At 51.5% G+C, this 26,732-nt stretch carries 26 protein-coding genes; 3 read left to right on the top strand and 23 right to left on the bottom strand.

Annotated features, from left to right (window positions below):
• Positions 1-66: 66 nt before the first annotated feature.
• From MKZ15_RS10440 to MKZ15_RS10430, 3 genes are all read right to left on the bottom strand, one after another.
• Complete coding sequence (locus MKZ15_RS10440; RefSeq protein WP_213621709.1) at positions 67-519, bottom strand: YlbF family regulator; 453 nt, start codon at positions 517-519, stop codon at positions 67-69.
• A gap of 20 nt (positions 520-539) precedes the next feature.
• On the bottom strand, positions 540-2,090 hold the full coding sequence (gene miaB, locus MKZ15_RS10435) for a tRNA (N6-isopentenyl adenosine(37)-C2)-methylthiotransferase MiaB (RefSeq protein WP_339821776.1): 1,551 nt from the start codon (positions 2,088-2,090) through the stop codon (positions 540-542).
• A 210-nt stretch (positions 2,091-2,300) separates the two neighbouring features.
• Positions 2,301-2,507 (bottom strand): DUF1657 domain-containing protein, encoded by a 207-nt coding sequence (locus MKZ15_RS10430; RefSeq protein WP_155607982.1) that lies wholly within the window; start codon positions 2,505-2,507, stop codon positions 2,301-2,303.
• 172 nt (positions 2,508-2,679) lie between these two features.
• Here MKZ15_RS10430 and MKZ15_RS10425 point away from each other — a divergent pair, with 172 nt between their 5' ends.
• The 3 genes from MKZ15_RS10425 to spoVAD are packed head-to-tail and all read left to right on the top strand — an operon-like array spanning position 2,680 to position 5,048.
• Complete coding sequence (locus tag MKZ15_RS10425) at positions 2,680-3,540, top strand: DUF421 domain-containing protein (RefSeq protein ID WP_339821772.1); 861 nt, start codon at positions 2,680-2,682, stop codon at positions 3,538-3,540.
• Positions 3,541-3,553: 13 nt separating this feature from the next.
• Positions 3,554-4,042, top strand: a complete 489-nt coding sequence (gene spoVAC, locus MKZ15_RS10420; RefSeq protein WP_155607984.1) for a stage V sporulation protein AC — start codon at positions 3,554-3,556, stop codon at positions 4,040-4,042.
• A gap of 1 nt (position 4,043) precedes the next feature.
• Entirely contained in the window at positions 4,044-5,048 is a 1,005-nt protein-coding gene (gene spoVAD / locus MKZ15_RS10415) for a stage V sporulation protein AD (protein ID WP_339821770.1), read from the top strand.
• Between the two features lie 78 nt (positions 5,049-5,126).
• On the opposite strand, the gene MKZ15_RS10410 is transcribed toward spoVAD, so the two are convergent.
• The 20 genes from MKZ15_RS10410 to sleB all read right to left on the bottom strand — a co-directional run bounded on the left by MKZ15_RS10410 (position 5,127) and on the right by sleB (position 26,665).
• A complete protein-coding gene (locus MKZ15_RS10410) occupies positions 5,127-5,699 on the bottom strand; it encodes a phosphate propanoyltransferase (RefSeq protein WP_339821767.1) in 573 nt (190 codons plus the stop codon).
• A gap of 120 nt (positions 5,700-5,819) precedes the next feature.
• Positions 5,820-6,686, bottom strand: a complete 867-nt coding sequence (locus MKZ15_RS10405) for a 2-oxoacid:ferredoxin oxidoreductase subunit beta (RefSeq protein WP_155607987.1) — start codon at positions 6,684-6,686, stop codon at positions 5,820-5,822.
• Positions 6,673-8,448 carry a 2-oxoacid:acceptor oxidoreductase subunit alpha gene (locus MKZ15_RS10400; protein WP_155607988.1) on the bottom strand — a complete coding sequence of 592 codons (1,776 nt, stop codon included), beginning with the start codon at positions 8,446-8,448 and terminating at the stop codon, positions 6,673-6,675. Before MKZ15_RS10400 ends, MKZ15_RS10405 begins: the two co-directional genes overlap by 14 nt.
• Before the next feature lie 226 nt (positions 8,449-8,674).
• Positions 8,675-9,628: a membrane dipeptidase gene (locus MKZ15_RS10395; RefSeq protein ID WP_339821762.1), complete on the bottom strand. Its 954-nt coding sequence runs from the start codon at positions 9,626-9,628 to the stop codon at positions 8,675-8,677.
• An 89-nt stretch (positions 9,629-9,717) separates the two neighbouring features.
• A complete protein-coding gene (locus tag MKZ15_RS10390) occupies positions 9,718-9,978 on the bottom strand; it encodes a stage V sporulation protein S (RefSeq protein ID WP_006286829.1) in 261 nt (86 codons plus the stop codon).
• A gap of 165 nt (positions 9,979-10,143) precedes the next feature.
• Positions 10,144-10,938 carry a TIGR00282 family metallophosphoesterase gene (locus MKZ15_RS10385; RefSeq protein ID WP_155607990.1) on the bottom strand — a complete coding sequence of 265 codons (795 nt, stop codon included), beginning with the start codon at positions 10,936-10,938 and terminating at the stop codon, positions 10,144-10,146.
• Positions 10,939-11,040: 102 nt separating this feature from the next.
• Positions 11,041-12,582 carry a ribonuclease Y gene (gene rny / locus MKZ15_RS10380; protein ID WP_155607991.1) on the bottom strand — a complete coding sequence of 514 codons (1,542 nt, stop codon included), beginning with the start codon at positions 12,580-12,582 and terminating at the stop codon, positions 11,041-11,043.
• A 319-nt stretch (positions 12,583-12,901) separates the two neighbouring features.
• Positions 12,902-13,756 carry a RecX family transcriptional regulator gene (locus MKZ15_RS10375; protein ID WP_213621715.1) on the bottom strand — a complete coding sequence of 285 codons (855 nt, stop codon included), beginning with the start codon at positions 13,754-13,756 and terminating at the stop codon, positions 12,902-12,904.
• 116 nt (positions 13,757-13,872) lie between these two features.
• Positions 13,873-14,934: a recombinase RecA gene (gene recA / locus MKZ15_RS10370; protein WP_155607992.1), complete on the bottom strand. Its 1,062-nt coding sequence runs from the start codon at positions 14,932-14,934 to the stop codon at positions 13,873-13,875.
• Positions 14,935-15,857: 923 nt separating this feature from the next.
• Positions 15,858-17,141, bottom strand: coding sequence for a competence/damage-inducible protein A (locus MKZ15_RS10365; protein ID WP_339821755.1), 1,284 nt, complete (start codon positions 17,139-17,141; stop codon positions 15,858-15,860).
• Positions 17,142-17,190: 49 nt separating this feature from the next.
• Positions 17,191-17,778, bottom strand: a complete 588-nt coding sequence (gene pgsA / locus MKZ15_RS10360; RefSeq protein WP_339821753.1) for a CDP-diacylglycerol--glycerol-3-phosphate 3-phosphatidyltransferase — start codon at positions 17,776-17,778, stop codon at positions 17,191-17,193.
• On the bottom strand, positions 17,775-19,103 hold the full coding sequence (gene rimO, locus MKZ15_RS10355) for a 30S ribosomal protein S12 methylthiotransferase RimO (RefSeq protein ID WP_155607993.1): 1,329 nt from the start codon (positions 19,101-19,103) through the stop codon (positions 17,775-17,777). The genes pgsA and rimO overlap by 4 nt, the downstream gene beginning before the upstream one ends.
• A 169-nt stretch (positions 19,104-19,272) precedes the next feature.
• Positions 19,273-19,764 carry a YajQ family cyclic di-GMP-binding protein gene (locus MKZ15_RS10350; protein ID WP_155607994.1) on the bottom strand — a complete coding sequence of 164 codons (492 nt, stop codon included), beginning with the start codon at positions 19,762-19,764 and terminating at the stop codon, positions 19,273-19,275.
• A gap of 183 nt (positions 19,765-19,947) precedes the next feature.
• Positions 19,948-20,982 carry a RodZ family helix-turn-helix domain-containing protein gene (locus MKZ15_RS10345; protein ID WP_339821749.1) on the bottom strand — a complete coding sequence of 345 codons (1,035 nt, stop codon included), beginning with the start codon at positions 20,980-20,982 and terminating at the stop codon, positions 19,948-19,950.
• 45 nt (positions 20,983-21,027) lie between these two features.
• Positions 21,028-21,795, bottom strand: coding sequence for a DUF3388 domain-containing protein (locus tag MKZ15_RS10340; RefSeq protein WP_193415246.1), 768 nt, complete (start codon positions 21,793-21,795; stop codon positions 21,028-21,030).
• A 211-nt stretch (positions 21,796-22,006) separates the two neighbouring features.
• Entirely contained in the window at positions 22,007-22,261 is a 255-nt protein-coding gene (locus tag MKZ15_RS10335; RefSeq protein WP_155607997.1) for a DUF3243 domain-containing protein, read from the bottom strand.
• A 121-nt stretch (positions 22,262-22,382) separates the two neighbouring features.
• Positions 22,383-23,150 carry a 3-oxoacyl-ACP reductase FabG gene (gene fabG, locus MKZ15_RS10330; RefSeq protein ID WP_213621717.1) on the bottom strand — a complete coding sequence of 256 codons (768 nt, stop codon included), beginning with the start codon at positions 23,148-23,150 and terminating at the stop codon, positions 22,383-22,385.
• A complete protein-coding gene (locus tag MKZ15_RS10325) occupies positions 23,151-24,431 on the bottom strand; it encodes a pitrilysin family protein (RefSeq protein ID WP_339821744.1) in 1,281 nt (426 codons plus the stop codon). It abuts the gene before it with no gap.
• A 4-nt stretch (positions 24,432-24,435) separates the two neighbouring features.
• On the bottom strand, positions 24,436-25,716 hold the full coding sequence (locus MKZ15_RS10320; protein WP_155608000.1) for a pitrilysin family protein: 1,281 nt from the start codon (positions 25,714-25,716) through the stop codon (positions 24,436-24,438).
• 100 nt (positions 25,717-25,816) lie between these two features.
• Positions 25,817-26,665, bottom strand: a complete 849-nt coding sequence (gene sleB, locus MKZ15_RS10315; protein ID WP_155608001.1) for a spore cortex-lytic enzyme — start codon at positions 26,663-26,665, stop codon at positions 25,817-25,819.
• Positions 26,666-26,732 lie beyond the last annotated feature (67 nt).

Raw genomic sequence — 26,732 nt, 5'->3', positions numbered from 1 at the left:
TGGTGCTTCAAACAACCACCTCCATAAAAAAAGCGGAGGGATTGCCTCCGCACCGACTGTTTCGCTTTACTCTCCGTAACCGGAGGAGACGGCCGGCTCGCTACCCGACTCGACATTTACTTTGCTGGCTACCGTATCGCGAATGACGGAGACGACCAGCTGGAGCAAATAGTTGATATCGCTTTGGCTTTGCTGGAACTCCGTTACGATCGGAATCCCATCCAGTTCGTCCTGCAGTTCCTCGATTTCGCGTTCGATTTTTTGAACCATCGCTTGATTCTGGAACGTCTCGAATGCGACGATTTCTTTCTGCTTCTTCTTTATCGCACTGATCAGCGTCTGAATGCGTTCATGCTGCTGAACCAGCTTCTCCGCTTTTTGAAACTGCTGTACTTCCTCGCTGGTGCCGATCAATTCGGCCAATTCCTTAGCTTTACTCATAATATCCTCGCGAATCACAAGATCCCGCGAATCGAATTTTGGAATTCCGCAATCGGTTTGATCTTTATGCTGTTCCACCGTTTTTAACCTCCCCTGGGTTACGCCAATTTGGCGGTTTGCTCTACAAGATTGCCTTTGATGTACCAAGTCATCGGATCGGTGATCTCCACTTGAACAAATGTACCGATCAATTCCGCTCCGCCCTCGAAATGAACAAGCTTGTTGCTGCGGGTACGGCCAGACAACACATTGGTGTTGTTCTTGCTTTCGCCTTCGACCAGTACCTCAACGATCTGTCCGCGCTGCTCCTCGTTGCTGACGCGGCTGAATTCATTAATGGTATCGTTCAGCCGAGCAAGCCGTGCCTTTTTCTCTTCCATCTGAACGTTGTCTTCCATCACAGCAGCCGGCGTCCCCTCCCGCGAAGAGTAGACGAACGTATATGCCGAATCGAATCCAACCTCGCGTACAAGGGACAACGTATCCTCGAACTGCTCCTCGGTTTCACCCGGGAATCCGACGATGATATCCGTCGTCAGCACGACATTCGGAATTTTCACTTTGATTTTGCGCACGAGTTCGAGATAATGCTCGCGAGAATACTTCCGACTCATCTTCTTCAACACTTCACTGCTGCCGGATTGCACAGGCAAATGAATGTGCTCCACCAAGTTACCGCCTTTGGCCAGTACATCGATCAACGCATCGTCAAAATCGCGTGGATGCGATGTCATAAACCGGACGCGCGGAATATCGATTTGGCGGATATCGTCCATCAGATGGGCAAAAGTATAGTTAATGTCGGTAAAGTCCTTGCCATACGCATTGACATTTTGCCCGAGCAGCGTCACCTCTTTATAGCCTTGGCGCGCCAGTTCTCGCACCTCTGCAATGACGTCCTCCGGACGACGGCTGCGCTCCTTGCCGCGGGTAAACGGCACGATACAATATGTACAGAACTTGTCGCATCCGTACATGATGTTCACCCACGCCCGCATGCCTTCCCGTTTCTTCGGCAAGTTCTCGATGATGTCGCCTTCCTTGGACCAGACTTCGACCACCATCTCTTTGCTGAACAATGCCTCCTGTATCAGATGCGGCAAACGGTGAATATTATGCGTGCCAAAGATCAGATCCACGAACCCGTGTTTCTGCAGGATGCGCTTGACCACGCCTTCTTCCTGTGACATACAGCCGCAAACGCCCAGCAGCAAATTCGGCTTCTCCGTCTTCAAGCCTTTGAGATGGCCTAATTCGCCAAACACCTTATCCTCTGCATTCTCCCGAATGGCACAGGTATTCAGCAAAATGATATCCGCAACTTTACGATCTTCGGTCGCCCGGTAACCCATAAGCTCCAGCAAACCTTTAATCGTTTCGGTGTCATGCTCGTTCATCTGGCAACCAAATGTATATACGATATAATGCTTGCCGTTACCGATCCCCTTCAGCTCGTCGGGAACCGCGTTCTCGTACAGGACCTGTACGTCTTCTTTCCCCCGCTGCTTCTCCATGCGATGGTTCGGTTCGGACAAAATTTGAATATCCCGGCCTCGGATTCGGATTTTCTTCCCGTGTTCATCCTCCGAAATGACCCGGGCGTCCGAGAAGTCAAAATATTTGGAATAATCTTTCGTTTCCTTAGCCATGTTGCCCGTTCACTCCTTTACCTGATCTATCTTCGTTCCTTATGGGCATCATCATAATACCTAAAAATGCATTACACTAAATTATAACATGGGCGGGCTTGGATATCCAGATAAAGGCCCTCGCCCCGCTAAGCCGGACGCATTCCTGCGAATGATAAATGAAACGCCAAAAGGCCCGTCCGAGAGAACGGGCCTGGTTCGATTCATCGTTTAAAATCCCTTGTATTGTGGTTCTTCGCTTTCCAGCTGCGAGACGCGGCTTTCCACTTGAGTCACGATTTGTTGAGTTTGTTCCGCACATTGCGTAAACAGATCTTTCGCTTGTTGGTTTTGCGTGTTTAAAGCGAATTGCTCCAGGTTCGCTTGTGCACTTTTTAAGGACGCTAAGGTCGTTTTGACTTGAGCTGCTACTGTCATTATTTCACCACCTTTATTTTTGCTTGATGCTTTGAACAAAGCATAATTTCACCTTTCCAAAACGGATTCATACGCGTCATCTTCCTTCCACATTTTGTCTTACTAAATTTACGCATCCCCGCGCATAATTGGGTTATCTCGACTTGGATTGTCTACGAAAGGAGTATTCCCCATGCCGATGTGGTTGGAAGTCATCGTCCGAACGCTGGTGGCTATCGTCGTTTTGTTCATTCTCACCCGTCTGCTCGGAAAAAGGCAAATTTCTCAGCTTACCTTCTTCGAGTATGTTACCGGGATCACGATCGGGAGTATCACCGCCTATATTTCACTGGATATTAACACCGACTGGTATCTCGGATTGATCGCAGTTACCGTCTGGTTTCTCGTCTCCTTCGGTATCGAATTCCTGCAGCTCAAGAGCAAGAAAGCGCGGGATTGGCTCGACAGCAACAGCACGATACTCATTAAAGACGGCAAAGTTTTGGAGGATAACCTGAAGAAGGAGAAGCTGACCAACGAAGAACTCATGGAGCAGCTAAGGAAGAAGAGTATTTTCAAAGTTGCCGAAGTGGAATTTGCAGTTATCGAGCCCGATGGACAGATCAATGCGATGTTGAAGAATGAATATCAGCCTCTCACACCATCCCAATTGGGGATCAAGGTTGCTCCCGAGCATGAGCCGCAAACGGTGATTATCGACGGTAAAATCATGGACGAGCCGCTCGCGACGCTGGGACTCAACCGGAAGTGGCTGAATACCGAGCTGGAGAAGCTTGGCGTTTCGCTGGATAACGTCAATTTGGGGCAAGTCGATGCCTATGGCCAGTTTTACGTTGACTTGTATGACGATCAAATCACCGTACCGCAACCTCAAGAAAAAGCCGTTCTGCTATCTCAGTTAAAAAAGTGCGAAGCCGATCTGGAGCTGTTTGCCCTTTCGACGGACGAAGAAGCGGCGAAGAAGCTCTATGGGGATTGCTCGGCCAACCTGCAGCAGGTCATCGATCAAGTCAAACCGTTATTAATCCAATAGGAGGATGGGGAGCATGGCCAAGAAAAAAAATAAGCAGTTGACCCCGACGCAACAGCAATATCAACGGCTGGCGAATGCTCATGAGCCGAAGCGTCCGGTGGCCGTCAATTGCCTGCGGGCCTTTTTGGTCGGCGGATTGATTTGCCTGATTGGAGAATGCATCCGACAGGCCTTTATCCATTTTGCTGGGATGAGCGAGAAAGCGGCTGCTAATCCGACGGTCGCCATCCTTGTGATCGTCTCCGTCCTACTCACGAGCTTGGGGGTTTATGATAAAATCGCGCAATGGGCTGGGGCCGGTACAGCCGTTCCTGTTACGGGGTTTGCGAACTCGATGGCTTCAACGGCGATCGAACATCGCCCTGAAGGACTGGTGCTTGGGGTCGGTGCAGGGATGTTCCAATTAGCGGGCTCCGTGATCGTATTTGGGACGGTGGCCGCTTTTATCATCGGGTTAATTTATGCCGTGTTTGTCCCAGGGTATGCCGGAGGAGGGCACTAACATGCTGAAGGGCCATCAAAGCTGGGTATTCGAAAACAAGCCAAAAATTATCAGCACGGCCACTGTCGTTGGACCTTTTGAAGGGCAAGGGCCGCTGGCCGAAGATTTCGACGTAATTCATGCGGACCTCTATATGGGCCAAGACAGCTGGGAAAAGGCCGAAAAGACGCTGTTGGAGGAGTCGGCTCAACTGGCGATCAGGCATGCCGGCTTAACCAAGGAGCAGATCCAGTTCTATTTCGGCGGTGATCTGATGAACCAGATCATCAGCAACAGCTTTGCTGCACGGACGCTCAGCATTCCCTACATCGGCATGTTCGGCGCCTGCTCTACCTCGATGGAGACGCTGGCAATGGCTGCTTATGTCGTCAATTCCGGCGGTGCGAAATACGTTGTGGCCGGGACATGCAGCCATAACGGCAGTGTGGAGAAGCAGTTCCGCTACCCGACGGAATATGGTTCACAGAAGCCGCCAACCGCCCAATTCACGGTTACCGGTTCGGGTTCCGCGGTGGTGTCTCCCGAAGGAGATGGGCCATCGATCACATCCGCCACCATCGGCAAGGTTATCGATATGGGGATCACCGACCCGTTTAATATGGGCGCGGCGATGGCTCCGGCGGCCGTCGATACGATTCAAGCCCATTTTCGCGATCTGCAAATCGAACCCTCCTACTACGACTTGATCGTCACCGGAGACTTGTCCAAGGTTGGTTATGCCATCGCCAATGACTTGTTCGTCCGCTACAACATTCCGATCAAGCAAACCACCTATCAGGATTGTGGAATGATGATCTATGATTACGAGAAGCAGCAAGTCCAGGCCGGTGCCAGTGGCTGCGCCTGCTCCGCGGTCGTCACTTACGGGCATTTGCTGAACCGGGTCAAGCGTGGTGAGTTAAAACGAATCCTTGTTGTGGCTACCGGCGCGTTGCTATCTCCCCTTTCCTTTCAACAAGGGGAGAGCATTCCCTGTATTGCCCACGCGGTATCCATTGAGGCGTAAGCTTCACGCCAAAAAGGGCTTGACCCTGGCTTAAGTAGCCTAGGTCAAGCCCTTTGTTTATTCGTTCACCTTATCCGTTCAGTCGACGATTTCCGCCGTATCGCCTGTCTTGGCACCGGCCGCATTCGCTTCGTCCGTGTCGATGTGCATATCAAGTGCAAAGTTGTCGGACACGCGGGCGATGACGTTCTCAAGCACCAAACCGCGTTCGCCGCCCAAGCGAACCTTCAGGAGCTGCTTGTCTTTGATGCCCCATTTCTCCGCATCGGAAGTATGGAAGTGAATATGGCGCGCTGCAACGATTACGCCTTGTTCCAGTTCGATTTCACCAGTAGGTCCTACGACCTTGATGCCAGGTGTGCCTTCAATGTTACCGGACTCGCGCACCGGTGCTTTGACGCCGATGGCGAAGGAATCCGTGCGGGAAATTTCCAATTGGGAAGCCGGACGAGCTGGACCCAAGATGCGGACTTTGTCGAACTGGCCTTTCGATCCGATGACAGCCACTTGTTCATTTGCGGCAAATTGCCCCGGTTGCGACAAAGGCTTGAATTCAGTTAATTGGTAGCCTTGTCCAAACAAAATTTCAATATGCTCCTGCGTCAAATGGATATGACGCGCGGATACGCCGACAGGTACAGTTTTGCTCATGTCTACAAACACTCCTCGTAAATTCTCTATATCGATGACGATTCACATCGCTACTCATTATACACCTAATGACGAAAAAAAGGAAAAGGCGTCCATCGGAAATGGACGCCTTTAACCCCATTATTTAAATTCTGCTACAAGATTGTCAAACTCGCTTTCGGACAACGCCAGCGATTGATATGCCAGCGGCTCTTCCTTGAAGCCGTGTACGAGATCCTCGTAGCTCTTCTTCGCTTTGTTTTGATAGATCAGCCCGGTAATCATGCTGTTTGTCTCCATCAGCTTCGCCATGGCCATCGCCCGGTTGCTTGGATCATAATCCGGAACGGTCTCTAGATTGATGATGTTCTCTTTGAACCAGTCGTACGTGTTCACCTTGTTGAAAGTAACGCATGGGCTAAACACGTTGATCAAGGAGAAGCCTTCGTGCTGGATCCCTTGCTCGATCAGCGACGTGAGCTGCTTCAAATCGCTGGAGAACGACTGGGCCACGAAAGTGGCGCCGGACGCCAAGGCGATTTCAAGCGGTGACAAGGTCGATTCCACCGAGCCTTCCGGGGTACTCTTCGTCTTGAAACCTTCGCCGCTGCGCGGGGAGGTTTGCCCTTTGGTCAACCCGTAAATCTGGTTATCCATCACGATGTAAGTGATGTTGACGTTACGGCGAATCGCATGCACCGTATGGCCCATCCCGATCGCGAAGCCGTCGCCGTCGCCGCCGGAGGCGATAACCGTCAGATCGCGGTTCGCCAGCTTTACACCTTGGGCAATCGGCAGTGCGCGGCCATGAATCCCATGCAGGCCGTAGGCATTAATATATCCAGAAATCCGACCGGAGCAACCAATCCCGGAAATGACGGCAAGGTTCTCTGGTTCAAGACCTACATTCGCCGCGGCGCGTTGGATAGCGGCTTGAATGGAGAAATCGCCGCAGCCCGGACACCAGTTAGGTTTAACGTTGTTACGGAACTCTTTAAACGTTGCCATTTTTCACCAACTCCTCCTGCGCTTTATTCCCGGATGCCTTCTTGCATTCCTCGTAGACTTCCGAAGGAAGGAACGGATTGCCGTTATATTTCAGTACATTCACGATCTTATCGTGGTAGCCGATGTTTTGTTTAATCAAATTCGCCAATTGGCCGGTAGCATTGTTCTCCAGAACGACCACTTTCTTCGCCTTCGCGATTTGCGGCAACACCTGCTCGGTTGGGAACGGATGCATCAGTCGCACGGTCATGTGGTTCGTCTTCACCCCGTCTTCGGACAGGTGTACACGGGCTTGATCAATCGTTCCTCCCGTTGAACCCATGCCGATAATGAGCAGATCCGGTTCGGCGTGTGGCGCTTGCAGGTGAACCGGGTTAGTGACTTCAAGCTGAGCAATCTTCCGTAGACGTTTATCCATCATTTTCTTCCGGTTAACCGTACTTTCCGACGGACGTCCGGATTCATCATGCTCGACCCCGGTCACATGGTGAATGCCATTCTTCTCACCTGGCAATACCCGTGGGGAGATGCCATTCTCCGTGAAGGCATAACGGTTAAACATGCTGGAATCGTCGCGATCCGGAATATCCTTCACAAGGTAGCCGCGATCAATCGAAACCTTGCTGTAATCCAGCATTTCGCACGACTGCTTACCAAGGGATAATTGCAAATCCGTAGCTATGATCACCGGCACTTGGTATTTTTCAGCCAGATTGAAGGCTTCCACTGTATCATAGAAGCATTCTTCGATCGAGCTTGGTGCAATGACGATCTTCGGAATTTCCCCATGCGTGCCATAGATCAGTGCATTGATATCGCTCTGTTCCTGCTTTGTCGGCAAACCTGTACTTGGACCGCCACGCTGCGTATCGACGATAACAACCGGTGTCTCGGTCATCCCAGCCAAGCCGATCGCTTCCATCATCAGGGACAGACCGGGTCCCGCCGATGCCGTCATTGTACGGACACCTGCATAACTCGAACCGATCGCCATCGTAATCGCCGCGATTTCATCCTCCGTTTGTACGACCGTTCCGCCGAATTTCGGCAATTTCTTAATTAAATATTCCATAATTTCAGAAGCCGGTGTAATCGGGTAAGCACTCATAATCCGGCAGCCTGCGGCTACAGCCCCTAAGCCGATCGCATCGTTGCCGATCATGAACAGCTTTTGCTTACCGTCAGCGGGCTCAAGCTTGAATTCCTCCAGAGGACCTCCTGCGAGTTCCAGTACGAAATCCGCTCCCCGTTTGACCGCTTCGATATTCTTCTCAACAATCGCTGGCCCTTTACGGCCGAATTCCTCTTCCACCGCTTTATTGAATACTTCTAGCGGAAGTCCGAGCAACGCCCAGGATGCACCGGAAGCTACCATGTTCTTCATCAGTGAAGTCCCAAGTTCTTCGGCAATACTGGTAATCGGCACCGGGAACAAACGAGCATCCACGCCCTCCGGTACCGTCGGGTTAAACTTGGCATCCGCCACGATCACCCCGCCGCTACGCAGCTCCTGTGCATTCAAATCGATACTTTCTTGGTCAAAAGCGACTAAAATGTCCAAGTCGTCGGAAATCGCGCGAATCGGCTTGGTACTGATCCGGATTTTGTTATTCGTATGACCGCCTTTAATACGGGAGGAGAAATGCCGATACCCGTACAAATAATATCCCAGCCGGTTCAAAGCCGTCGAAAAAATCCGATCCGTACTTTCAACGCCCTCGCCCTGCTGTCCACCGATCTTCCAAGACAATTGACTAATCAAGATCGCCCACCCCTTTAATCGTATCGCAATGGAAAAAATAGAATAATAATGAAGTTTGAATGTTAACGTGCAAGAGGTCACATTCTAACCCCTTGTTTGTGAACATTCTGTTTCAGAGTCATGTCAATTTTATGTCTCAACCTGGTAAAAAGCAAGCGTTTTCTAGCCTTTTTTCATATAGTAGTTTTCGATCAATTCGTTCTCACAATTGGATGAATTAAAGCGCTTACTTGTGAGAAGGCAACCAAGCGCGCAGGAACGCGGCTGCGTTGTCGTACAACCATCCGCGGACAAGCTCTTCCGGATAATATTTGAGCAAAGTATCCTGCCAAACGGTGTAATGTCCCGAATGTCGGAAATCGGTTAAGTGCGATTCAATCCCATCGAAATCGGACCCGAACATTAAGTTAGACGATCCCCCTAACGAACAAATCCGCTCGATATGTGGCAGCAAATCTTTGCTGGACGCGCTTCGCCCCTCTTTAACAAACCACGGTACGGTAGTCACGCCGATTAGACCGCCCAGCTTGATGATCGCCTGGATCTGATCGTCGCGAAGATTCCGGGCATGCGGGCAAACCTGGTACGCGTTGGAATGGGAAGCGATAAACGGCTTGCCGGCTGACTCCGCGAGCTCCTGAAGCTCCCAAAATCCTTTGACCGACAAATGCGAGACATCCAGAATGATTCCGAGCTCATGGCAGAGATTGACCAGCTCCAGACCGGCTGGCGTAAACCCGCCGTTTCGCGGCTCCATGACCCCGTCGGCGGCCCAGTTGGCATAATTCCAGGTCAGTCCGAGAAAGCGAACGCCTTTCTCATAACATACGCGGACATAATGCAAGTTACCCTCCAGCCCGTCCGCCCCTTCCAGCGACAGCAGCCCTCCGATGGCCTCCCCACGCTCCAAGGCATCCAGATCCTCCACAGATTGTACGGGAAGCACCCCCATAGGTTGAACGCGTTCTTGATAGACATCGATTTGTTCTAGGATATGTTCCATTTTCGGGGGGCCCAGCCGCTGAGACAGAAAAATCGCGAACGTTTGCAGCTTCACCCCGCCCTCTTTCAAACGGCGTAGATTTACATCGAGGCGGCGATCCTTCGAAAAATCCAGCTTAGGATCTAGCTGCAGTTTGCTTAAGGCGTCGCAATGAAAATCAATGATCGGTCTCGTCATGATCCTTCCTCCTTCGTTACGTATAGTTTGCCGAAAAAGACAAAAAAGCCTGTCTACGGATGTAAACAGGCATCATCTCTATTAAAACGTTATCTCGGTTCTACGATCAATTTAATAGCGGTACGATCCTCGCCATCGATCACGATGTCGGTAAAGGCTGGAATGCAAATCAAGTCCACGCCGCTTGGCGCGACGAATCCCCGGGCGATCGCTACGGCTTTGATGGCTTGGTTTAGAGCCCCCGCCCCAATGGCCTGAAGTTCAGCAGCGCCACGTTCTCTGAGTACGCCAGCCAACGCGCCGGCAACGGAGTTGGGGTTGGATTTTGCTGAAACCTTTAATACTTCCATGGTTAGTACCTCCCTGGGAATATTCGTTGGATTCCACTACTTAGAAGATATTCGTGAGAATTCGGGATATTCCTTCTTTTTCTCGGAGGAGAAGTTTCGGGAGGCCTTGTTCCTAGGGACTTCCTGGCGTTTCACCGCATCGCCGTGGAATCGTTTTCCGGTTTCCTAATCCATCAACCATTCGTCTTCAAGCAAGCGAATTTTTTGAATTTTCTTCGCCTTCCCCGTGGAGTCATCGATATCGACGATCACGGCGTGGAAATGCCATTTCCCCTCGCAGACTTGAAACCGGACGGGAAGCTGGGTTGTGAACTTGCGCAGCACCGCCGTGCGTTCCATGCCTAGAATGCCTTCGCGTGAGCCGACCATGCCGGCGTCCGTCAAGTAAGCTGTTCCCTGCGGCAGAATCGTATCGTCGTTGCTTTGCACATGCGTATGCGTCCCCACGACAAGCGAGGCACGGCCATCCAGATGCCATCCCATGGCGATTTTTTCTGATGTTGCTTCAGCATGGAAATCGACCAGAATACACTTGTGCTTCTTGGATAGCTGACTAACAATCTCATCAGCAGCCCGGAATGGATCGTCGATCGCCGGCAGAAAAGTACGGCCCATCAAATTCACCACAGCCAGTTCCTTGCCGCCTGCTTTGATCACGGTAAATCCCTGCCCCGGCGTGCCTGGCGGATAATTAGCCGGCCGGACCATGCGCGGCTCGTCATCGATGAAATCGAAAATTTCTTTATTGTCCCATGTGTGGTTGCCCATCGTTAAGCCGTGTACGCCTTGGTCGAAAAACTCTTTGGCGATGTTGGCGTTAATGCCCCGGCCCGCCGCGGCGTTCTCCCCGTTAGCGATAATGATATGCGGGTTATATTTCGATTTTAAATGAGGAAGCGTGGCTTTCAGTGCTTTCCTCCCCGTATTTCCGACGATGTCTCCGATAAAAAGAACTTTCATGGTGGTTCCCTCCTCTGACCAATGACCCTAAGATCGCATGGACTTGGGGTCGTCCAGGCAATGAAAAAGCGGCCCGCGAGGGGCCACTTTTCAGCATAACCTTTACTTGGCGTATTCAACCGCCCGCGTCTCGCGGATGACGGTAACTTTGATATGTCCCGGATAATCCAGTTCACTTTCAATCGTCTTGGTAATGTCACGCGCCAAGCGGAATGCTTCCGCATCGTCGATCTTATCCGGCTGCACCATTACGCGTACCTCGCGGCCCGCCTGAATGGCAAACGATTTCTCGACACCTTCGAACGACTCGGAAATTTCCTCGAGCTTCTCCAACCGCCGAATGTAGGTTTCGAGTGTTTCCCGACGTGCACCCGGTCTTGCCGCCGACAGAGCATCGGCCGCGCCAACCAGCATGGCAATGACAGAGGTGGCTTCGCAATCGCCATGATGAGAGGCAATGCTGTTAATAACCACCGGATGTTCCTTATACTTCTTAGCCAGTTCCACACCGATTTCGACATGAGACCCTTCCACTTCATGATCAAGCGCTTTACCGATATCGTGCAGCAAACCTGCCCGTTTGGCAAGAGCGATGTCTTCGCCCAACTCTCCAGCCATCAATCCGGTCAGATAAGCGACTTCCATCGAGTGTTTCAGTACGTTCTGACCGTAGCTTGTCCGGAACTTGAGTCGTCCCAAAATCTTGATCAAATCCGGATGCAGGGCATGCACGCCCACTTCGAACGTAGCTTGTTCGCCGTATTCGCGAATGCGTTCGTCCACTTCCCTGCGGGATTTCTCGACCATTTCTTCGATCCGGGCCGGATGAATCCGTCCGTCCGCCACCAATTTCTCCAAGGCGGTCCGAGCGATTTCACGGCGAATTGGGTCAAAGCCCGACAAGATCACCGCTTCCGGTGTATCGTCGATAATGAGATCGATCCCAGTCAAGGTTTCGAGTGCGCGGATATTCCGGCCTTCCCGGCCGATGATCCGTCCCTTCATCTCTTCGTTCGGCAGCGTTACGACAGAAACCGTCGTCTCCGCCACATGATCGGCAGCGCAACGTTGAATCGCCAGCGTAATAATCTCGCGGGATTTCTTATCCGCTTCTTCCTTCGCTTGCTGTTCAATGTCTTTAATCATCTGCGCGGTTTCATGGCGTACTTCCTGCTCCACGTTGTTCAAAATGATCGAACGGGCATCTTCCATCGTAAGGTTGGAAATTCGCTCCAGTTCCTGAACCTGACTCTTGTAAATCAAGTCGATTTGCTGTTGTGTTTCTTCGATTCGTTTCTCTTTGCTGACCACTTGCTCTTCTTTACGTTCAAGCGATTCTAATTTTTTATCCAGCGACTCTTCTTTTTGCAACAATCGTCTTTCTTGTCGTTGTATTTCATTCCGACGTTCACGAATGTCTTTATCAGCTTCGGCTCTAAGCTTATGGACTTCGTCCTTAGCTTCCAGAACCGTTTCCTTTTTCAGTGCTTCTGCGTCCTTCTTGGCATTCTCCAAGATTTGACTGGCCGCATGCTCTGCACTGGAAATTTTAGCTTCGGCAAGAGACTTGCGAATAAAATACCCGATCACGAACCCAAAGAATAAAGCGGCTGCAACGAGAACGATCCAGATTCCAGCGTTCAATCTGTTCACCTCCCCGTTGTTTCCTCCAAGGCATTCCTTGGGATGTTTGCAATTGTAGTTACTTTTCGTTTCTAGGTTCATCATTCATACAAAAAATTCATGACTTGCCCATTCAGTTCAGCAGTTCATGCTGCAATGCATGACCCTTCCGCTATTCAAGCGGCGGCACTTTGCCTTCATGATTAGAGAACATAAATCCTATCGCAGACCCATAATTTTGGAAGGAAAAAAAGGGCTTCTCACGATATGGATTCATGTTCATTTTATTATTTGACAAAAGATATTGTCAAGCTAATGACAGGAGTTCCCTCCCGTCCTCTTATTCTTCGTCCCATTCGTCCATTCCATGCATTTGTTCCCGGTTGCCGAGTTCGCGCATAACCCGGGACACAACGCCTCCACTAAATCCACGGCGCTGCAGGAAAGCCCCCGTTTTGCGTTTGCGGTCAAGCGGTTCTCCCGTCGTCCCTTGCCACTTCTTCAATCCTAGCTGAAGAGCGCTCTCAAACTCGTCATCTTCACTAACTTCGCCGAGCGCTTCCTCGATATGCGACTTAGAGACGCCTTTCTGACGTAGTTCATGCTTGACCCACAGCTTTCCCTTTCCACGCAGCTTAACGCGTTGAGAAGCCCATTCCTGAGCGTATACGGCGTCATCCACGTAACCTTCCGACTGAAGGCGGACAAGAACGTCCTGAATCGTCTCCTCACTCCAACCCTTTTCCCCTAGACGTTGCGCGATCTCGTACGTCGTTCGCGGTTTCAAGCTTAGATACTTCACAGCGTCGGCATATCCCTGCTGGCGCTCGTCAGCCGCTACGATTTCCTCTAGGTCTACTTTGGTAAATACCGCGCCTTTAATCATGCGGTATTTGATCATCACGTCCTCATGGACCTCCAACGAATAAACGCCAAATGAGATTCGATAACGATACTTCGGCCGCTTCAGCATCATCACGGACGTAATCACCAGCTCGACGTCCTCGGGGAAGGCGTCCAAACCGGCGGAGTCTTCCGTTTCCGCCCCGTCCGGATCCCGGTTGACATCTCGCGGCCGCGGTTCCCAGAACGACTCGTCGGAAATATCTACGATTTCTTCTTCGCTACGTTGGCCGGAGGAAGATCCGCCTCTTCTACTCGCGGCTTTTCCGCGCGATTGTCCCCACGTACTCACATCAAATCCCTCCGGTTCAGCCTAAGCTATTCATCGATTTCCCAAGTACTGCAAAAGCGCCCTGCCCCGGCGATTTACCGACGGTCAGAGCGCTTGATCATTACGGCTTAACGAGCTTATTCTTCTCCAAGCAGCGCTTGCTCTTCCTCAAGCTCCGCTTCCACTTCGTTGGGCGAAGCCGGAGCTACCGACGTAGTCAAATTACTGGACTCGCGGATCTTCTGCTCAATCGTATTCGCGATCTCCGGATGTTCCTTCAAGAACTGCTTTGCGTTCTCGCGACCTTGTCCAAGGCGTTCGCCGGAATACGAATACCAGGCACCGCTCTTGTCCACGATATCCAGCTCCGTCCCGATATCGATGAGACTGCCTTCTTTGGAAATGCCTTCCCCGTACATGATATCGATCTCGGCCTGTTTGAAAGGAGGAGCGACCTTGTTCTTCACGACTTTGATCCGAGTCCGGTTCCCCACCATGTCGTTGCCCATCTTGATTGTTTCAATACGGCGCACATCCAAACGTACCGTGGAGTAGAACTTCAGCGCGCGTCCGCCTGGCGTCGTCTCCGGGTTGCCGAACATTACGCCAACTTTCTCGCGCAACTGGTTAATAAAGATCGCGATCGTCTTCGACTTGCTGATTGCCCCCGACAGCTTCCGCAGCGCCTGTGACATAAGGCGGGCTTGCAAACCAACGTGCGAGTCCCCCATTTCGCCTTCGATCTCCGCTTTAGGCACCAGTGCCGCAACGGAGTCGATGACGATAACGTCGACCGCGCCGCTGCGCACGAGCGCTTCGGCGATCTCCAACGCTTGTTCCCCCGTATCCGGTTGGGACAGCAGAAGTTCGTCGATGTTCACGCCCAGCTTGCTGGCATAAGACGGGTCCAATGCATGCTCGGCGTCGATGAAGGCAGCTTGTCCACCGATCTTCTGAACTTCAGCGATCGCGTGCAGCGCTACCGTCGTTTTACCGGAAGATTCCGGCCCATAGACTTCGATAATCCGTCCGCGAGGAAGTCCTCCGGTACCCAGGGCGATATCCAAGGCGATCGATCCGCTCGGGACGATCTCTACCTGCATATGCGTTGATTCTCCAAGTTTCATGATTGAACCTTTACCGAATTGCTTTTCTATTTGGCGAAGCGCCATCTCCAGCGCTGCTTTACGATCTGACAATCAGCTCACATCCTTAAATTAGATATAAATCATCGGATACTTAAATAACATAAATTCATTATAATTCATGGCCATTTGTAACTTCTCACGTATATCATTGTACCTTGTTTTGGTATGTTTGCCAAGCGTTTTTTCGAACATACATTCGTAAAAAAAATCTCCCCCTTCCCAAACCTGGACTCAACCCTTCCAAACCCTCCCTTACCGTAAGGGAGGGCCCGCTGCCCTTGGGCATCCCGCAAACTGGACTGACGTTGGAGGGACTGAGGCGCTCGCTAGACGCTCTCCCCTTCCGAGGATTCGCTGACTTTGGCGCATGGCACGCTTTACAAGGCTCTATAGACGCCGTTCCCTTCGGAAATGCGCTCACCACGGCGATAGAGTTATGTTACATCTAGATATGTATGAAATTTCATATATAATTCGTCGAAATTGGCTGTAATTACGGATTATACTCGATTTTTCATATATATTTGCTGATGTTGTCCCACTAGGGCAGGATTATATTCGATTTTTCATACATAACAAGCAAATTAGTTCTCAGGGGGCACCATTATATATGATTTTTCGAACAGATTCTTGCCCCCACCACTCGCACCACAACCTAGTCTGACGACAGCCGGCACTTCCTACTTACTTATCTTGCTTAGTTACCTCTCATTAGTTATCTACTTAATTGCCTCCTTAGTCACTGCTTGGTTCTCACTCTCATCCCCTCCCCATAGTTACTCCAACAACAAAAAAAGAACCGCAGCACAACTGAAACAGTTTGCTACGGTTCTTCCGTGCCTTGATTATATGTCATAATCTTCCATAGTGCAAGCACCTACTTATTCACTTGCCTAGCGTGTTGCCGAAGAGCTTCCCAGCCCAGCCCTTTCGTCCCCAGCCCCTCACTCACTTCTGAATGAAAGGGATAAAGGTCAAAGGGAAGCTGACGATACGCTATTGACGTCATTATCCTGCAACGCTCTCCACAACCGATACAACAATGTCTTTGCGGCACGTAGCCGGATCGTCTCGCGGTTACCCTTGAGGTTCAATTCAAAGACTGAGGTATCCGCACCCCGGCGCGAGATCGCAATGTACACCAAACCGACAGGCTTGCGCTCGGAATGGGCCGGACCCGCCACGCCGGTGATCGACAGACCAAGGTCGGTGCCTACGGTGAGGCGTACCTGTTCCGCCAATACCTTGGCGGTTTCCGCACTGACCGCGCCTGGGGCGCCGTCGCCCTCCAGCAGGTCATGCGGCACGTTCAGCAGCTTCTCCTTCATCTCATTGGAGTAGCACACGATTCCGCCGGAGAACACAGCCGAGCTGCCCGGCAGCGCTGTGAACATTTCCATAAGTAGTCCGCCGGTGCAGCTTTCGGCAGCACTTAGCGTTAATCCGCGAGTAGCCATCAAATCGAGAATCGTCTTCTCGATCGGCTCATCCACGTTAGCGTACAGATGCTCCGGCAGCCGCGAGGCAATCTCCCGCTCCATCGCATCTAGCTTTACCGTCGCATCCGACTCGCTTGCCGCTTTGGTGGATACGCGAATGGTCACTTCGCCCTCCTTCGCATACGGCGCAACCGTCGGATCACTTTGAGCCTGGATGAGGTCGAGCAAATGCGTCTCCAGCGCCGATTCTCCAATCCCGGCGAATTTCAGCATCCGCGAATAAATCGGCATCTCGCCGGTCAGCACATGCTCCAGAATCCAAGGCTTCGCCTGTCGCTCGAACATTGGCTTCATTTCCTTCGGCGGTCCAGGTAACACGATATAAAACTTTCCGTCTACAGAAAGCGCATTGCCCACAGCTAATCCCGTTTCATTCGGAAGCGGTGTGCCTCCTTCAATAGCCAGCGCCTGGCGACGGTTGTTCTCTGTCATCGGGACTCCGCGGCCTTGGAAGAATCGCTCAACGTTCGCCATCGCTTCCGAATCGATATAGAGGGTCCGTCCCAACAGCTCGGCCAGTGCTTCTTTAGTCAAATCGTCCTGCGTCGGACCGATCCCGCCGGTAAAGATCAACACATCGGCCCTCCCCGAGGCCGTTCTCACCGCCTCCGCCAGCCGTTTCATGTTATCTCCAACCACGGTCTGAAAATAAACGTCCATCCCCAACGCCGCAAGTTCTTGCGACAGATACTGCGCATTGGTATTTACAATTTGGCCGAGCAACAGTTCCGTCCCGACCGCGATAATTTCCGCTCTCACCTTCGCATGCCTCCTTCACCTTTCCGGCCGACCGAACGCCAACATCAGTTTATGCTTTGGAAAAAGAAAGCACGCTCTTATTTTTTACGAAATAATCGATGCCCGAATACAGTGTGATGACGGCCGCCAACCACATCGCAACATCGTCGAGCGGGAACGAAAGCCATTCGAATGGAAAGTTGTTCAGCAACAACGCGGAAATCGCGATGATTTGCGTAATGGTCTTCGCCTTCCCCCACTTGCTGGCTGCGATCACGGAGCCCTCCAACAGTGCGACTTCACGCAGGCCGGTTACGGCGAATTCACGGCTGATGATGACGACCGCGATCCAGGCGTCACATTTGCCCATCGCCACAAGACCGATCAGCACGGTGCCAACAAGCAGCTTATCGGCTAGAGGATCAAGCAGCTTGCCTAGATTGGTGACCAGATTATATTTGCGGGCGATGTAGCCGTCGATCCCATCCGTACTGGCCGCAACGATAAACAGAACCGCTGCGATCAACTGATGGACCGGCAGCGAGTAAACGCCGAGCGTAATCTCATGGGACAGCCACCCGGCGTCGACCAGCAAGAAGACCAGCATCACCGGAATCATAAAAATACGGGTTAATGTGATACGGTTGGGCAAATTCACAGGACGGCCTCCCCGGATAGATCATAGTCAAAAGCATGCGTAATCCGCACCTTGGTCAGTTCCCCGAGCCCGACGGGGCAATTCGTAACGAATACCTCGCCGTCAATTTCAGGAGCATCGTATTGCGAGCGGCCCACGTAAACGTCGCTGCGGCCGTCGTAACGCTCGATCAAGACGTCCAGCACCTCGCCGACAAACTTGCCGCTGTTCGCATTAGCAACCTCTCGCTGAATCTCCATCAACGTGTTGGCTCGCCACTCCTTCACAGCCTCGTCAACTTGGTCCGGTAAACGCGACGCCGGCGTATCCTCTTCCTTGGAATAGGTAAAAACGCCAAGCCGATCGAACTTCACCTCGCGCACAAACTCACATAACCGCTCGAAATCCTCCTCGGTTTCCCCGGGGAACCCGACGATCAAGGAAGTGCGCAGCGAAACATTAGGAATCCGTGCACGAATCTTGGCAACTAGCTCACGGATATCACGGTTCCGTCCAGGGCGGCGCATACGCTTCAGAATTGCGTCTTCGCTGTGTTGCAACGGCATATCTACATATTTGCAAATTTTCGGATTCGTCGCCATCATCTCGATCAGCTCGTCCGTAAAAAAGCCGGGGTAAGCGTAATGCAGACGCACCCACTCAATCCCCTCCACCTGGGTTACCCGGTCCATCAGCTCAGCCAGTTTAAACTCCCCATATAAATCGGTACCGTAATTGGTCGAGTCCTGCGCGATAAGGCTGATTTCCTTCACGCCTTGGGCGGCCATGCTTCGCACTTCCTCAAGGACGGATTCCATTGAGCGACTGCGGAACTTCCCGCGCATGATCGGAATGCTGCAGAACGTACAATTGTTGTCACAGCCTTCGGCAATTTTCACGTAAGTCGTATACCGGGCCGTGGTCAGTTTGCGTGGCAGCGCCTGTTCATAATTAAAGACAGGATTGCCAACCAGCGCCGGCTTCTTGCCCTTAAGCGCCTCGTCGACGATCCGGTTGATGTGGTGAAAATCCCCCGTACCGACGATTCCGTCGATCTCCGGCATTTCATCCATTAATGTTTGCTTATATCGCTGCGTCAAACATCCGGAAACGATCAGCGCCTTCAGCCGCCCGCTTTCCTTTAGATCGGCGAGCTCAAGAATCGTGTTGACCGACTCTTCTTTGGCTGCATCGATAAACCCGCAGGTGTTGACGATTATTACGGTTGCGTCTTCGCGATTATCCACCAAAGAGTAGCCACGCTGATCAATCAGGCCCGACATAATTTCCGAGTCAACCAGATTTTTCTCGCAGCCGAGCGTCACGATTTTTACCTTTTCTGTCATGAACCATTTCCCCCATCGCCTAAAAGCCAGAGTTCCCGTCATACGAACGATTGAACAACCTCTACAAGTATAATATTCCAGTACCGATGCTGTCAAAAATATGAAAATGGCCTCCGCAGCTCAAAACCGGCGCCGCAAGAGACCTTTAAGAGGTTGTGCACTTTACGCTCTATTTAAAGTTGGTGAACTGCAAATCCACCGTCAAATCGGCTTTGCGTAACATCTGCATGATCTCCTGCAAATCATCTCTGCTTTTGCCGGTAACGCGAATTTGGTCGCCTTGGATCTGGCTTTTGACCTTCAGCTTGGAGTCGCGGATCAAGATGTTGATTTTCTTGGCATTCTCCTGGTCGATCCCCTGCTTCAGGTTAATCCGCTGCCGTACCGTGCCGAGCGAAGCCGGTTCAATCTTGCCATAATCCAGATTCTTGATCGGCAAGCCTCGCTTGATCATTTTCGATTGCAGGATGTCGATGACGGCGCCCAGCTTATAATCATCGTCGGAAACGATCACCAGCACGTCCTTCTCCAGCTTAAGCTCGCTTTTACTCCCTTTAAAATCAAACCGGTTTGCGATTTCCCGTTCGGTTTGATCGATCGCGTTGGTCAATTCCTGCATGTCCATTTTTGAAACGATGTCGAAAGAATTTTCCGAAGCCATAAGTCACATTCCTTTCTCGGTTTCCAATCTTTTCATAATTAAATTATATGTAAAAAAATTCGCAAAGTCGAGTATCCCTGTCATTGCGGTCTCCTGACAGCCAAAAAAGCGCCGTTAGACCGGACCGGTCTCAACCGCGCTCTTCGTTCTCGAACAAGCAGTTGGCCGGGTTCCCGCCTTCGCTTATTCGCTCCCTGTCGTTGTTTCGTTGTTGGTAACGGTACCGTCGGTTTCGGTCCCCGTATTACCTGCGGTACTGCCGCCAGTCCCATCATCCAAACTGAGGAAGAATCGGGATGTCGTCTTGCCGTCCTCGATCGGTTGTTCCGCTACCGCAATCGCGGTCTTAGCCGAATTCCCCGACAAAATGTACAAACCTTCCGGTACAACGTCATACGTCAGCACGTCGCCGTCTTTGGTTTTTCCGAAATACAGCTTTTCCCCGCTTTTGCTTCCTTTGCGAACTTCTACCCAGCTTTCGCCGCTTGCCGTTATAACGACCTGTACCGGCTGGGTTCCGGGATTTTGAATCTTGTATTTCGTTGTGCTGCCTTCTGTTCCATCCGGGACGACGGTAATTTGATTGCCGGGTTCATTACCCGGGGTTTCATTGCCCCCATTCCCCATATTACCTGCATTGGTGCCGTTGTTCGTCCCCGGATCCGTTACAGTATCCGTCCCGTTTCCGGCGCCCTTGTTTCCGCCCACGGCATCGCCGGCCGTTCCGTTCCCCGCATTCGTGCCATTTTGATTCCCATTTGTTGGCGTTTTCCCTTGAGTCACCGGCGTAGGATCCGGCTCCTTATTCCCCTCGGCTTCATCCTTGTTGTTGCCCCAGACCGAGAAATACATATAAATAACAATTAAAATCAGCACGGCAAACGACCACATCAGCGTGGTGGACAACCATTTCGAGTTGCGATCGTTGTGCTGCCGGCTGCGTCGTTTTTGAATGACCGGTTCCATCGTGGGTTCCGGAGCTGAAGAAGGCACATTTTGCCGATGTTCGGCAAGCAGTTCGTCCGCATCCAAGCCAACGGTTTCCGCATACGTTTTAATAAAAGCCCGAACATAGAAGCTTCCAGGCAGAACCTTATAATCACCCATTTCGATGGCTTCCAAATATCGTTTGCGAATCTTCGTCATTTCCTGTACATCATCCAGCGACAAACCTCTGGCAAGGCGGGCTTCCCTTAACTGCTGGCCCAATTCCGACACGACCATCACCTCCTGCTATGCTATGATTAATTATGCGGCAAACCCTTACAGATCGTCCGTATAAATTGTCGTGAACGTATCGTAAACGATTTGCTCCTCCGGATTGTTACGCAATTCTATAATAATGTCAAAATTGTCATAACTGTATTCAGACTCTTTAACAAATACATCCGGATGCTCTATGACTTTGGTCGAAGGCATGGACATCAACTCCTGTAAGAGCTGATGATGCTTTTCATTGGAACGTAACGTACTGATGATACCGTCTATAATAAATACATTGTGGGGATCCATTTCGTTCTCAGACAATTGGCTGCGTACCGTTTGCCGCAAGAGCGTTGAAGATACAAACGTCCATCGCTTCATGGCGCAGACGCTGCCGGCAATAATCGATTCCGTCTTGCCAACGCGAGGCATGCCTCGGAGTCCAATCACCTGATGTCCTTCCCGCTTAAACACCTCTCCGAGAAAATCAACCAAAATCCCTAGTTCATCCCGAGTAAACCGAAACGTCTTACGGTCATCGGAATCCCGGTCGATGTATCGGCCATGGCGCACGGCCAACAAGTCGACAAGCCGTGGATTGCGTAAAGCGGTCACCGTAATGCTGTCCACCTTGTTCAACAACTGGCTGACTTGATCGATTTTGCCGTCATCGTCCGTTTCCAGAAGTAGTCCTCGAGTCTTACCTTCAACGCCGTTGATCGTCAAAATATTGATCTCCAGCATCCCTAACATGGAAGCGATATCCCCCAAAAGTCCCGGACGATTCTTATGTATTTTGTATTCCAGATACCATTGTTTCTCTACCATCCCAGACACCTTCTCCATATCCTCATGCATCATTCGACAAAATAGGTCTTAATTCCTGCTGTTTTGCAAAAACAATTTGCAAAACATTTCTTACCAATATTGATATTACATGTTCATATGTGTTTTATGATATATAAAATGAAAATGAAAGGCAAGCGGGTGGGAAAAATGGGGGAAAAGCTCCCGGAACGGGAGCTTTTCAAGTGCCAAACTATGCGTTTTTCTTGGCCAACTTCACCATCAAACGGGCGATGGTTTTCCGCTCTTCTTCACTACCGACATCCCAAATTTCTTTGAGGGCACGGTTGGATTCGTTTTGCGGATCGACTTTGTCGTCCAGAAAACCACCGATTTCATAAGCAAGGTTGGCGATCGCCTCTTCGCTGAAACCGGCTTTTTCCGCATGCTCGACGCGTTCACCCAGGAATTTCTTCCATGTATCAAAATTTTTGAGTACCGTTGACATGATTAAATCCTCCTTCGCTTGGCGATTTAAAATCAACAGTCGTAATATGCGAAAAACCCGTGGGTTTTATACGCGAGCCGCGGAATAATGCGGATAGCAAAACCTGCGAATCAAGGGGCGATCAGGTAATCCAGCCGCCATTCGGGCTAATGATCTGTCCCGTGATATAACCCGATTCCGGTAATGCCAAAAAATAAACAAGTGACGAAACCTCCTGCGGCGAACCTAGCCGTCCCGCCGGGATATCCTCCTCCAGCTGGCGGAGTTCTTCCTCGTCAAAGCGTTCCATCATCTCCGTCTTGACCGCGCCCGGAGCCACCGCATTCACGGTGACGCCGGAGGGGGCCAGTTCTTTGGCTAACGCTTTGGTGAATGAATTAACTCCGCCCTTTGCCGCTGAGTACACCGCTTCGCAGGAGCCTCCTGATATTCCCCAAACCGAGGACACGTTGATTATCCGCCCAAAGCGCTGACTGATCATATGCGGCATGAACATCTGGCTGCACAGAAACACGCTTTTTAAATTGACGTTCATCACGTCGTCCCATTCCTCTTCAGTTACATCGGACAGCAGCGCGTAATGCGAGATCCCCGCATTGTTAACCAAAATGTCGGGATACAGCCCGTAATTCTCGAGCCTTTCCTTCATCCGCAAAATTTGCTCCTTGCTCCGCAAATCAGCAGCGACTGTATAAGCCTTGGCTCCAAGCTCTAGGCATTTGCGAGCCACTTCATTCGCCGCCTCGTGCGAGTTCATATAGTGAATGACCACGTTCATGCCGACCGAAGCAAACCGCAGCGCCACCTCGGCGCCGATCCCTCGGCTTGCCCCGGTGATCAGTACGGTCATGTCCGCGATATTCTTTCCTAACCCATGATCAACCGCCATTTACGGACTCACCACGATCGATACGGCCAGCTGTTCCCAATCGATATGCTCGCGCAACCGTGCATTGATGTCTTCCAGAGTAAGCGATTCGTAAAGCGGCAGTACCGCGAAGAGGTCGCCGCCCCGGAAGTTGTAACGGGTGAACTCGTGAGCGATGTTCTCCGGCGAATTCAACATGCGTAAATAACCGCCGATTTTCTTCTTGCGCGCCCGTTCGAAATCTTCTTGATGGAATCCGGAAGCCAGCAGGGCTTCGGTCTCTTCTTTAATCACGGCCAACATCCGGTCCGGATCCTTGGTGTCTCCACCGATCGCTGAGAAAGCGTAATTGGGATTGCTGTTGTATTCATGGCCAAAGCTGTCGGAGATCAGATCCATGTCATACAGCTTTTGATACAGCTTCGTACTGGCCCCAAACAACAGATCGAGCGCCAGCTTCGTGGCGAGGTCTCGGCGCAGCAACTCCTCGCCGGTCAAGCCAAGCCGCGTCTCCTTAAAACCGAACAAGCATTTCGGCTGTGACACCGGCAAGCGGGATTCCCGCCGTTTCTCGGACACTCCCTGCGGCTCTGCCTCAAATAGACGATCAATCGTTCCCTGCGGCTTATATTCTTTCTTCGCCTGATTGTCCCGGACCAGCTTAAACACTTCTTCGGGATCGACCCCCCCAACGACGAACAGCAGCATATTGCTAGGGTGATAAAAGGCATTGTAGCACGTATACAGCGTCTCCTTGGTGATCGTTCCAATCGATTCCACCGTGCCGGCAATATCGATATGAACGGGGTGCACCTTGTACATCGCCTCGATCAAGCCGAAATACACCCGCCAATCCGGGTTATCCCGATACATGCCGATCTCCTGACCGATTATCCCTTTTTCCTTCTCGACGTTCTGGTCGGTAAAGTAAGGGTGCTGCACGAAATTGACCAGCGTTTCCAGGTTAGCCGGAATGTTCTCCGTCGCGGAGAACAGATATACCGTTTGGTCGAAGCTGGTAAAGGCATTAGCGGAAGCGCCTTGAGAAGCAAAAGTGGCAAAAATGTCCCCTTCCGGCTCCTCGAACATCTTATGCTCCAGAAAATGCGCGATGCCATCTGGAACCGCGATGTCCTCCTGCCCTTCTACCCGGAAATGATTATCGATCGATCCGTATTTGGTCGAGAACGTGGCGTATGTTTTCTGGAAGCCCGGTTTGGGAAGCACGTAGACCTGCAGTCCGTTCTCCATCGTTTCGCGATACAGCGTTTCCTGCAAAGCGTCGTAACGTATCGTTTCCATCCGCCTACCCCTCCTTCTGGCCTGTCAAAAAGTATATCGTATCGAGCTGGACGGTTTCCGCGGCCGCCACAACATCCTTCGGCTGCACCTGTTCCACTTGACGGAGCAGTTCCTCCGCCGGACGGTCTTTGCCGGACAAGACGCGGTTGAAATCGTAGGCGATCATTTCAAAAGCGGAATCCTGCATCTCCAGTAAGCTGTTGCGGATCATCGCCTTGGTCTGGGACATTTCCAGCTCGCTGATTTCTCCAGCGCGCATGCTCGCCAGCTGGGCTTCGATAATGCGAAGCGCCTTTTCATAGTTGGCGATTTCAATCCCCGATTGAATGGCAACGATGCCTTTATGCCCGTCGTAACGCGAGGCTGCGTAATAGGCCAAGCTCTCTTTTTCACGGACATTGATAAACAGTTTGGAATGCGGGTAGCTACCGAGAATGCCGTTATACAGCAGCAAAGAAGCGTATCGCTCATCTCCGTAAGTGATCGGCGTGCGGAGGCCCAAGTTTAATTTGCCTTGATTAACATCAAGAGCTTCCTTGACCGTCCGAACTTCACCGCCTCGGATATGGACCTGCTCCGGCTCATATTCCGGCGAGATCGATCGACTCAAGCTGAAGTGCTTGGAGACCAACTCCTCCACCTCGGCTAATGTCGTATCGCCAACCACATACAAGTCCATGTGGGCCTGCTGCAGCCAGTTCTGGTAGGAGGCGTACAAAGACTCCGGCGTAATTCCGTCCAATTGGCTCCGCTCTCCAAGCGGGTGAAGACGGTACGGATCGTCCTTAAACATCTCTTCTGTGCAGCGTTCAGCGGCGTAACGAATCTTATCGTTGATGATCCCTTCCAGCTTCTTGCGGACCGACTCCCGTTCCGAATTGACGTATGTCGAGCGGAAGGCACCGTTTTCCTTGGCTGGTTTGGTCACGACTTCGCCAAGGAAAGCAAAGCTTTGGCCGAGGAGCGAATGGTTGCTCTTCACGAAAGAATCGTTGATTGTATCCATCCGGAACTGAACCATCTGGTAGTTGCCACGTTTATATACATCAAAGCCGAAGCCCGCCCCATACATATGCTCGAGCTGCTCGCGGAACTGCGTGGTTTCCGGGTAGGATTCCGTACCTCGGCGCAGCACGAACGGAGTGAGGGCGGTAGCGGTTACCGTTTGCTCTTGCAGCGGCAATCCCGCGTAGAGGGAAATGGCAAATGTTTTGAATCGGTTGGTCGGCAGGACGTGAAGCCGGATATGGCCTACGGAGCCGCGCTCAAATCGCGTTTTGTTCAAACCCAAAACTCCTTTACTAGAAAGTCAGTTCCATTCTATACCAATTCAAAGGAAAGAAGCAACCTGACGACAAGCGGCTGCTCCTTCGATAATCAACTATTTACATACAGAAAATATGCTCTCCGATCGTCTTGACCTGCGGTCGCGACCAGATCCATTTCGAGGTCGCCGTTCTTGGGTTGAAATAGTAAATGCAGCCTCCCGACGGATCCCAGCCATTTAGCGCCTGCTGTACGGCTTTGCGGGCTTGTTCGTTAGGCTCCAGCCAGATTTGACCGTCCGCAACAGCCGTAAATGCGCCAGGCTGAAAGATGACGCCGGACACGGTGTTAGGAAAACTCGGCGACTTCACCCGGTTCAAGATCACCGCCGCTACGGCAACCTGGCCTTCAAACGGCTCGCCGCGCGACTCCCCGTAAACGGCGTTAGCCATAATCCGCAAATCGTTCTCCGACAATCCCATGGCGTTGGAGGCGGACAGATCCGCGGATTCCGCTTTCACTTTACCTGCACCGCCACCCTCTCCACCGGTTTTATTTCCCGTTCCGGTTTGAGGTTTCGCCGCCCCACCGGCATTGGCGTATTCCATGCCTGGCTTCCAGTTTTTCGTGGCGTTGTAAAGCTTTAACTTCGTTTTGGGGCCAGCGAGGCCATCCGCCTCCATCCCAAACTCCGACTGGAACCATTTGAGGGCGTCACGCGTCTTGGGACCAAAGTAGCTGTCTAACTTACCGTGGTAAAAACCAAGATAAGAAAGCCTCCCCTGCAGCTCATACACGTCTTTCCCGAATGCCCCATAATCGATAACCTGCTCACTGAACGCGGGCTGTGCTTTATAGGTATTGACTTTGCCTTCGTCAAGCGTATGCCGGAGTACGTTCGCTCCGTATCCGATTCCGAACAAAAGCAGCACTAAACCGGAGGCAAACCAGATCTTCGCTTTCTTCATATGTTTAGCTCTACCTCTCTTTTTAGAAGTTGTTCAACAAGGATGGGTGACTTTAGTATGACAAGCG

This window comes from Paenibacillus sp. FSL R7-0216 (assembly GCF_037969915.1).
Classification (GTDB): domain Bacteria; phylum Bacillota; class Bacilli; order Paenibacillales; family Paenibacillaceae; genus Fontibacillus; species Fontibacillus rhizolycopersici.
Note: the sequence above shows the minus strand (reverse complement) of the source record. Positions and strands in the feature narration are given on the sequence as shown.

Excerpts from the sequence above, each read along its gene's own strand:
- spoVAD (WP_339821770.1), top strand. The coding sequence starts at position 4,044 with ATGCTGAAGGGCCATCAAAGCTGGGTATTCGAAAACAAGCCAAAAATT.
- MKZ15_RS10405 (WP_155607987.1), bottom strand. The coding sequence starts at position 6,686 with ATGGCAACGTTTAAAGAGTTCCGTAACAACGTTAAACCTAACTGGTGT.
- MKZ15_RS10390 (WP_006286829.1), bottom strand. The coding sequence starts at position 9,978 with ATGGAAGTATTAAAGGTTTCAGCAAAATCCAACCCCAACTCCGTTGCC.
- spoVAC (WP_155607984.1), top strand. The coding sequence starts at position 3,554 with ATGGCCAAGAAAAAAAATAAGCAGTTGACCCCGACGCAACAGCAATAT.
- MKZ15_RS10340 (WP_193415246.1), bottom strand. The coding sequence starts at position 21,795 with ATGGTAGAGAAACAATGGTATCTGGAATACAAAATACATAAGAATCGT.
- MKZ15_RS10350 (WP_155607994.1), bottom strand. The coding sequence starts at position 19,764 with ATGGCTTCGGAAAATTCTTTCGACATCGTTTCAAAAATGGACATGCAG.
- MKZ15_RS10335 (WP_155607997.1), bottom strand. The coding sequence starts at position 22,261 with ATGTCAACGGTACTCAAAAATTTTGATACATGGAAGAAATTCCTGGGT.
- MKZ15_RS10385 (WP_155607990.1), bottom strand. The coding sequence starts at position 10,938 with ATGAAAGTTCTTTTTATCGGAGACATCGTCGGAAATACGGGGAGGAAA.
- MKZ15_RS10325 (WP_339821744.1), bottom strand. The coding sequence starts at position 24,431 with ATGGAAACGATACGTTACGACGCTTTGCAGGAAACGCTGTATCGCGAA.
- rimO (WP_155607993.1), bottom strand. The coding sequence starts at position 19,103 with ATGACAGAAAAGGTAAAAATCGTGACGCTCGGCTGCGAGAAAAATCTG.
- MKZ15_RS10410 (WP_339821767.1), bottom strand. The coding sequence starts at position 5,699 with ATGAGCAAAACTGTACCTGTCGGCGTATCCGCGCGTCATATCCATTTG.
- sleB (WP_155608001.1), bottom strand. The coding sequence starts at position 26,665 with ATGAAGAAAGCGAAGATCTGGTTTGCCTCCGGTTTAGTGCTGCTTTTG.
- MKZ15_RS10395 (WP_339821762.1), bottom strand. The coding sequence starts at position 9,628 with ATGACGAGACCGATCATTGATTTTCATTGCGACGCCTTAAGCAAACTG.
- miaB (WP_339821776.1), bottom strand. The coding sequence starts at position 2,090 with ATGGCTAAGGAAACGAAAGATTATTCCAAATATTTTGACTTCTCGGAC.
- MKZ15_RS10425 (WP_339821772.1), top strand. The coding sequence starts at position 2,680 with ATGCCGATGTGGTTGGAAGTCATCGTCCGAACGCTGGTGGCTATCGTC.
- MKZ15_RS10430 (WP_155607982.1), bottom strand. The coding sequence starts at position 2,507 with ATGACAGTAGCAGCTCAAGTCAAAACGACCTTAGCGTCCTTAAAAAGT.
- fabG (WP_213621717.1), bottom strand. The coding sequence starts at position 23,150 with ATGGCGGTTGATCATGGGTTAGGAAAGAATATCGCGGACATGACCGTA.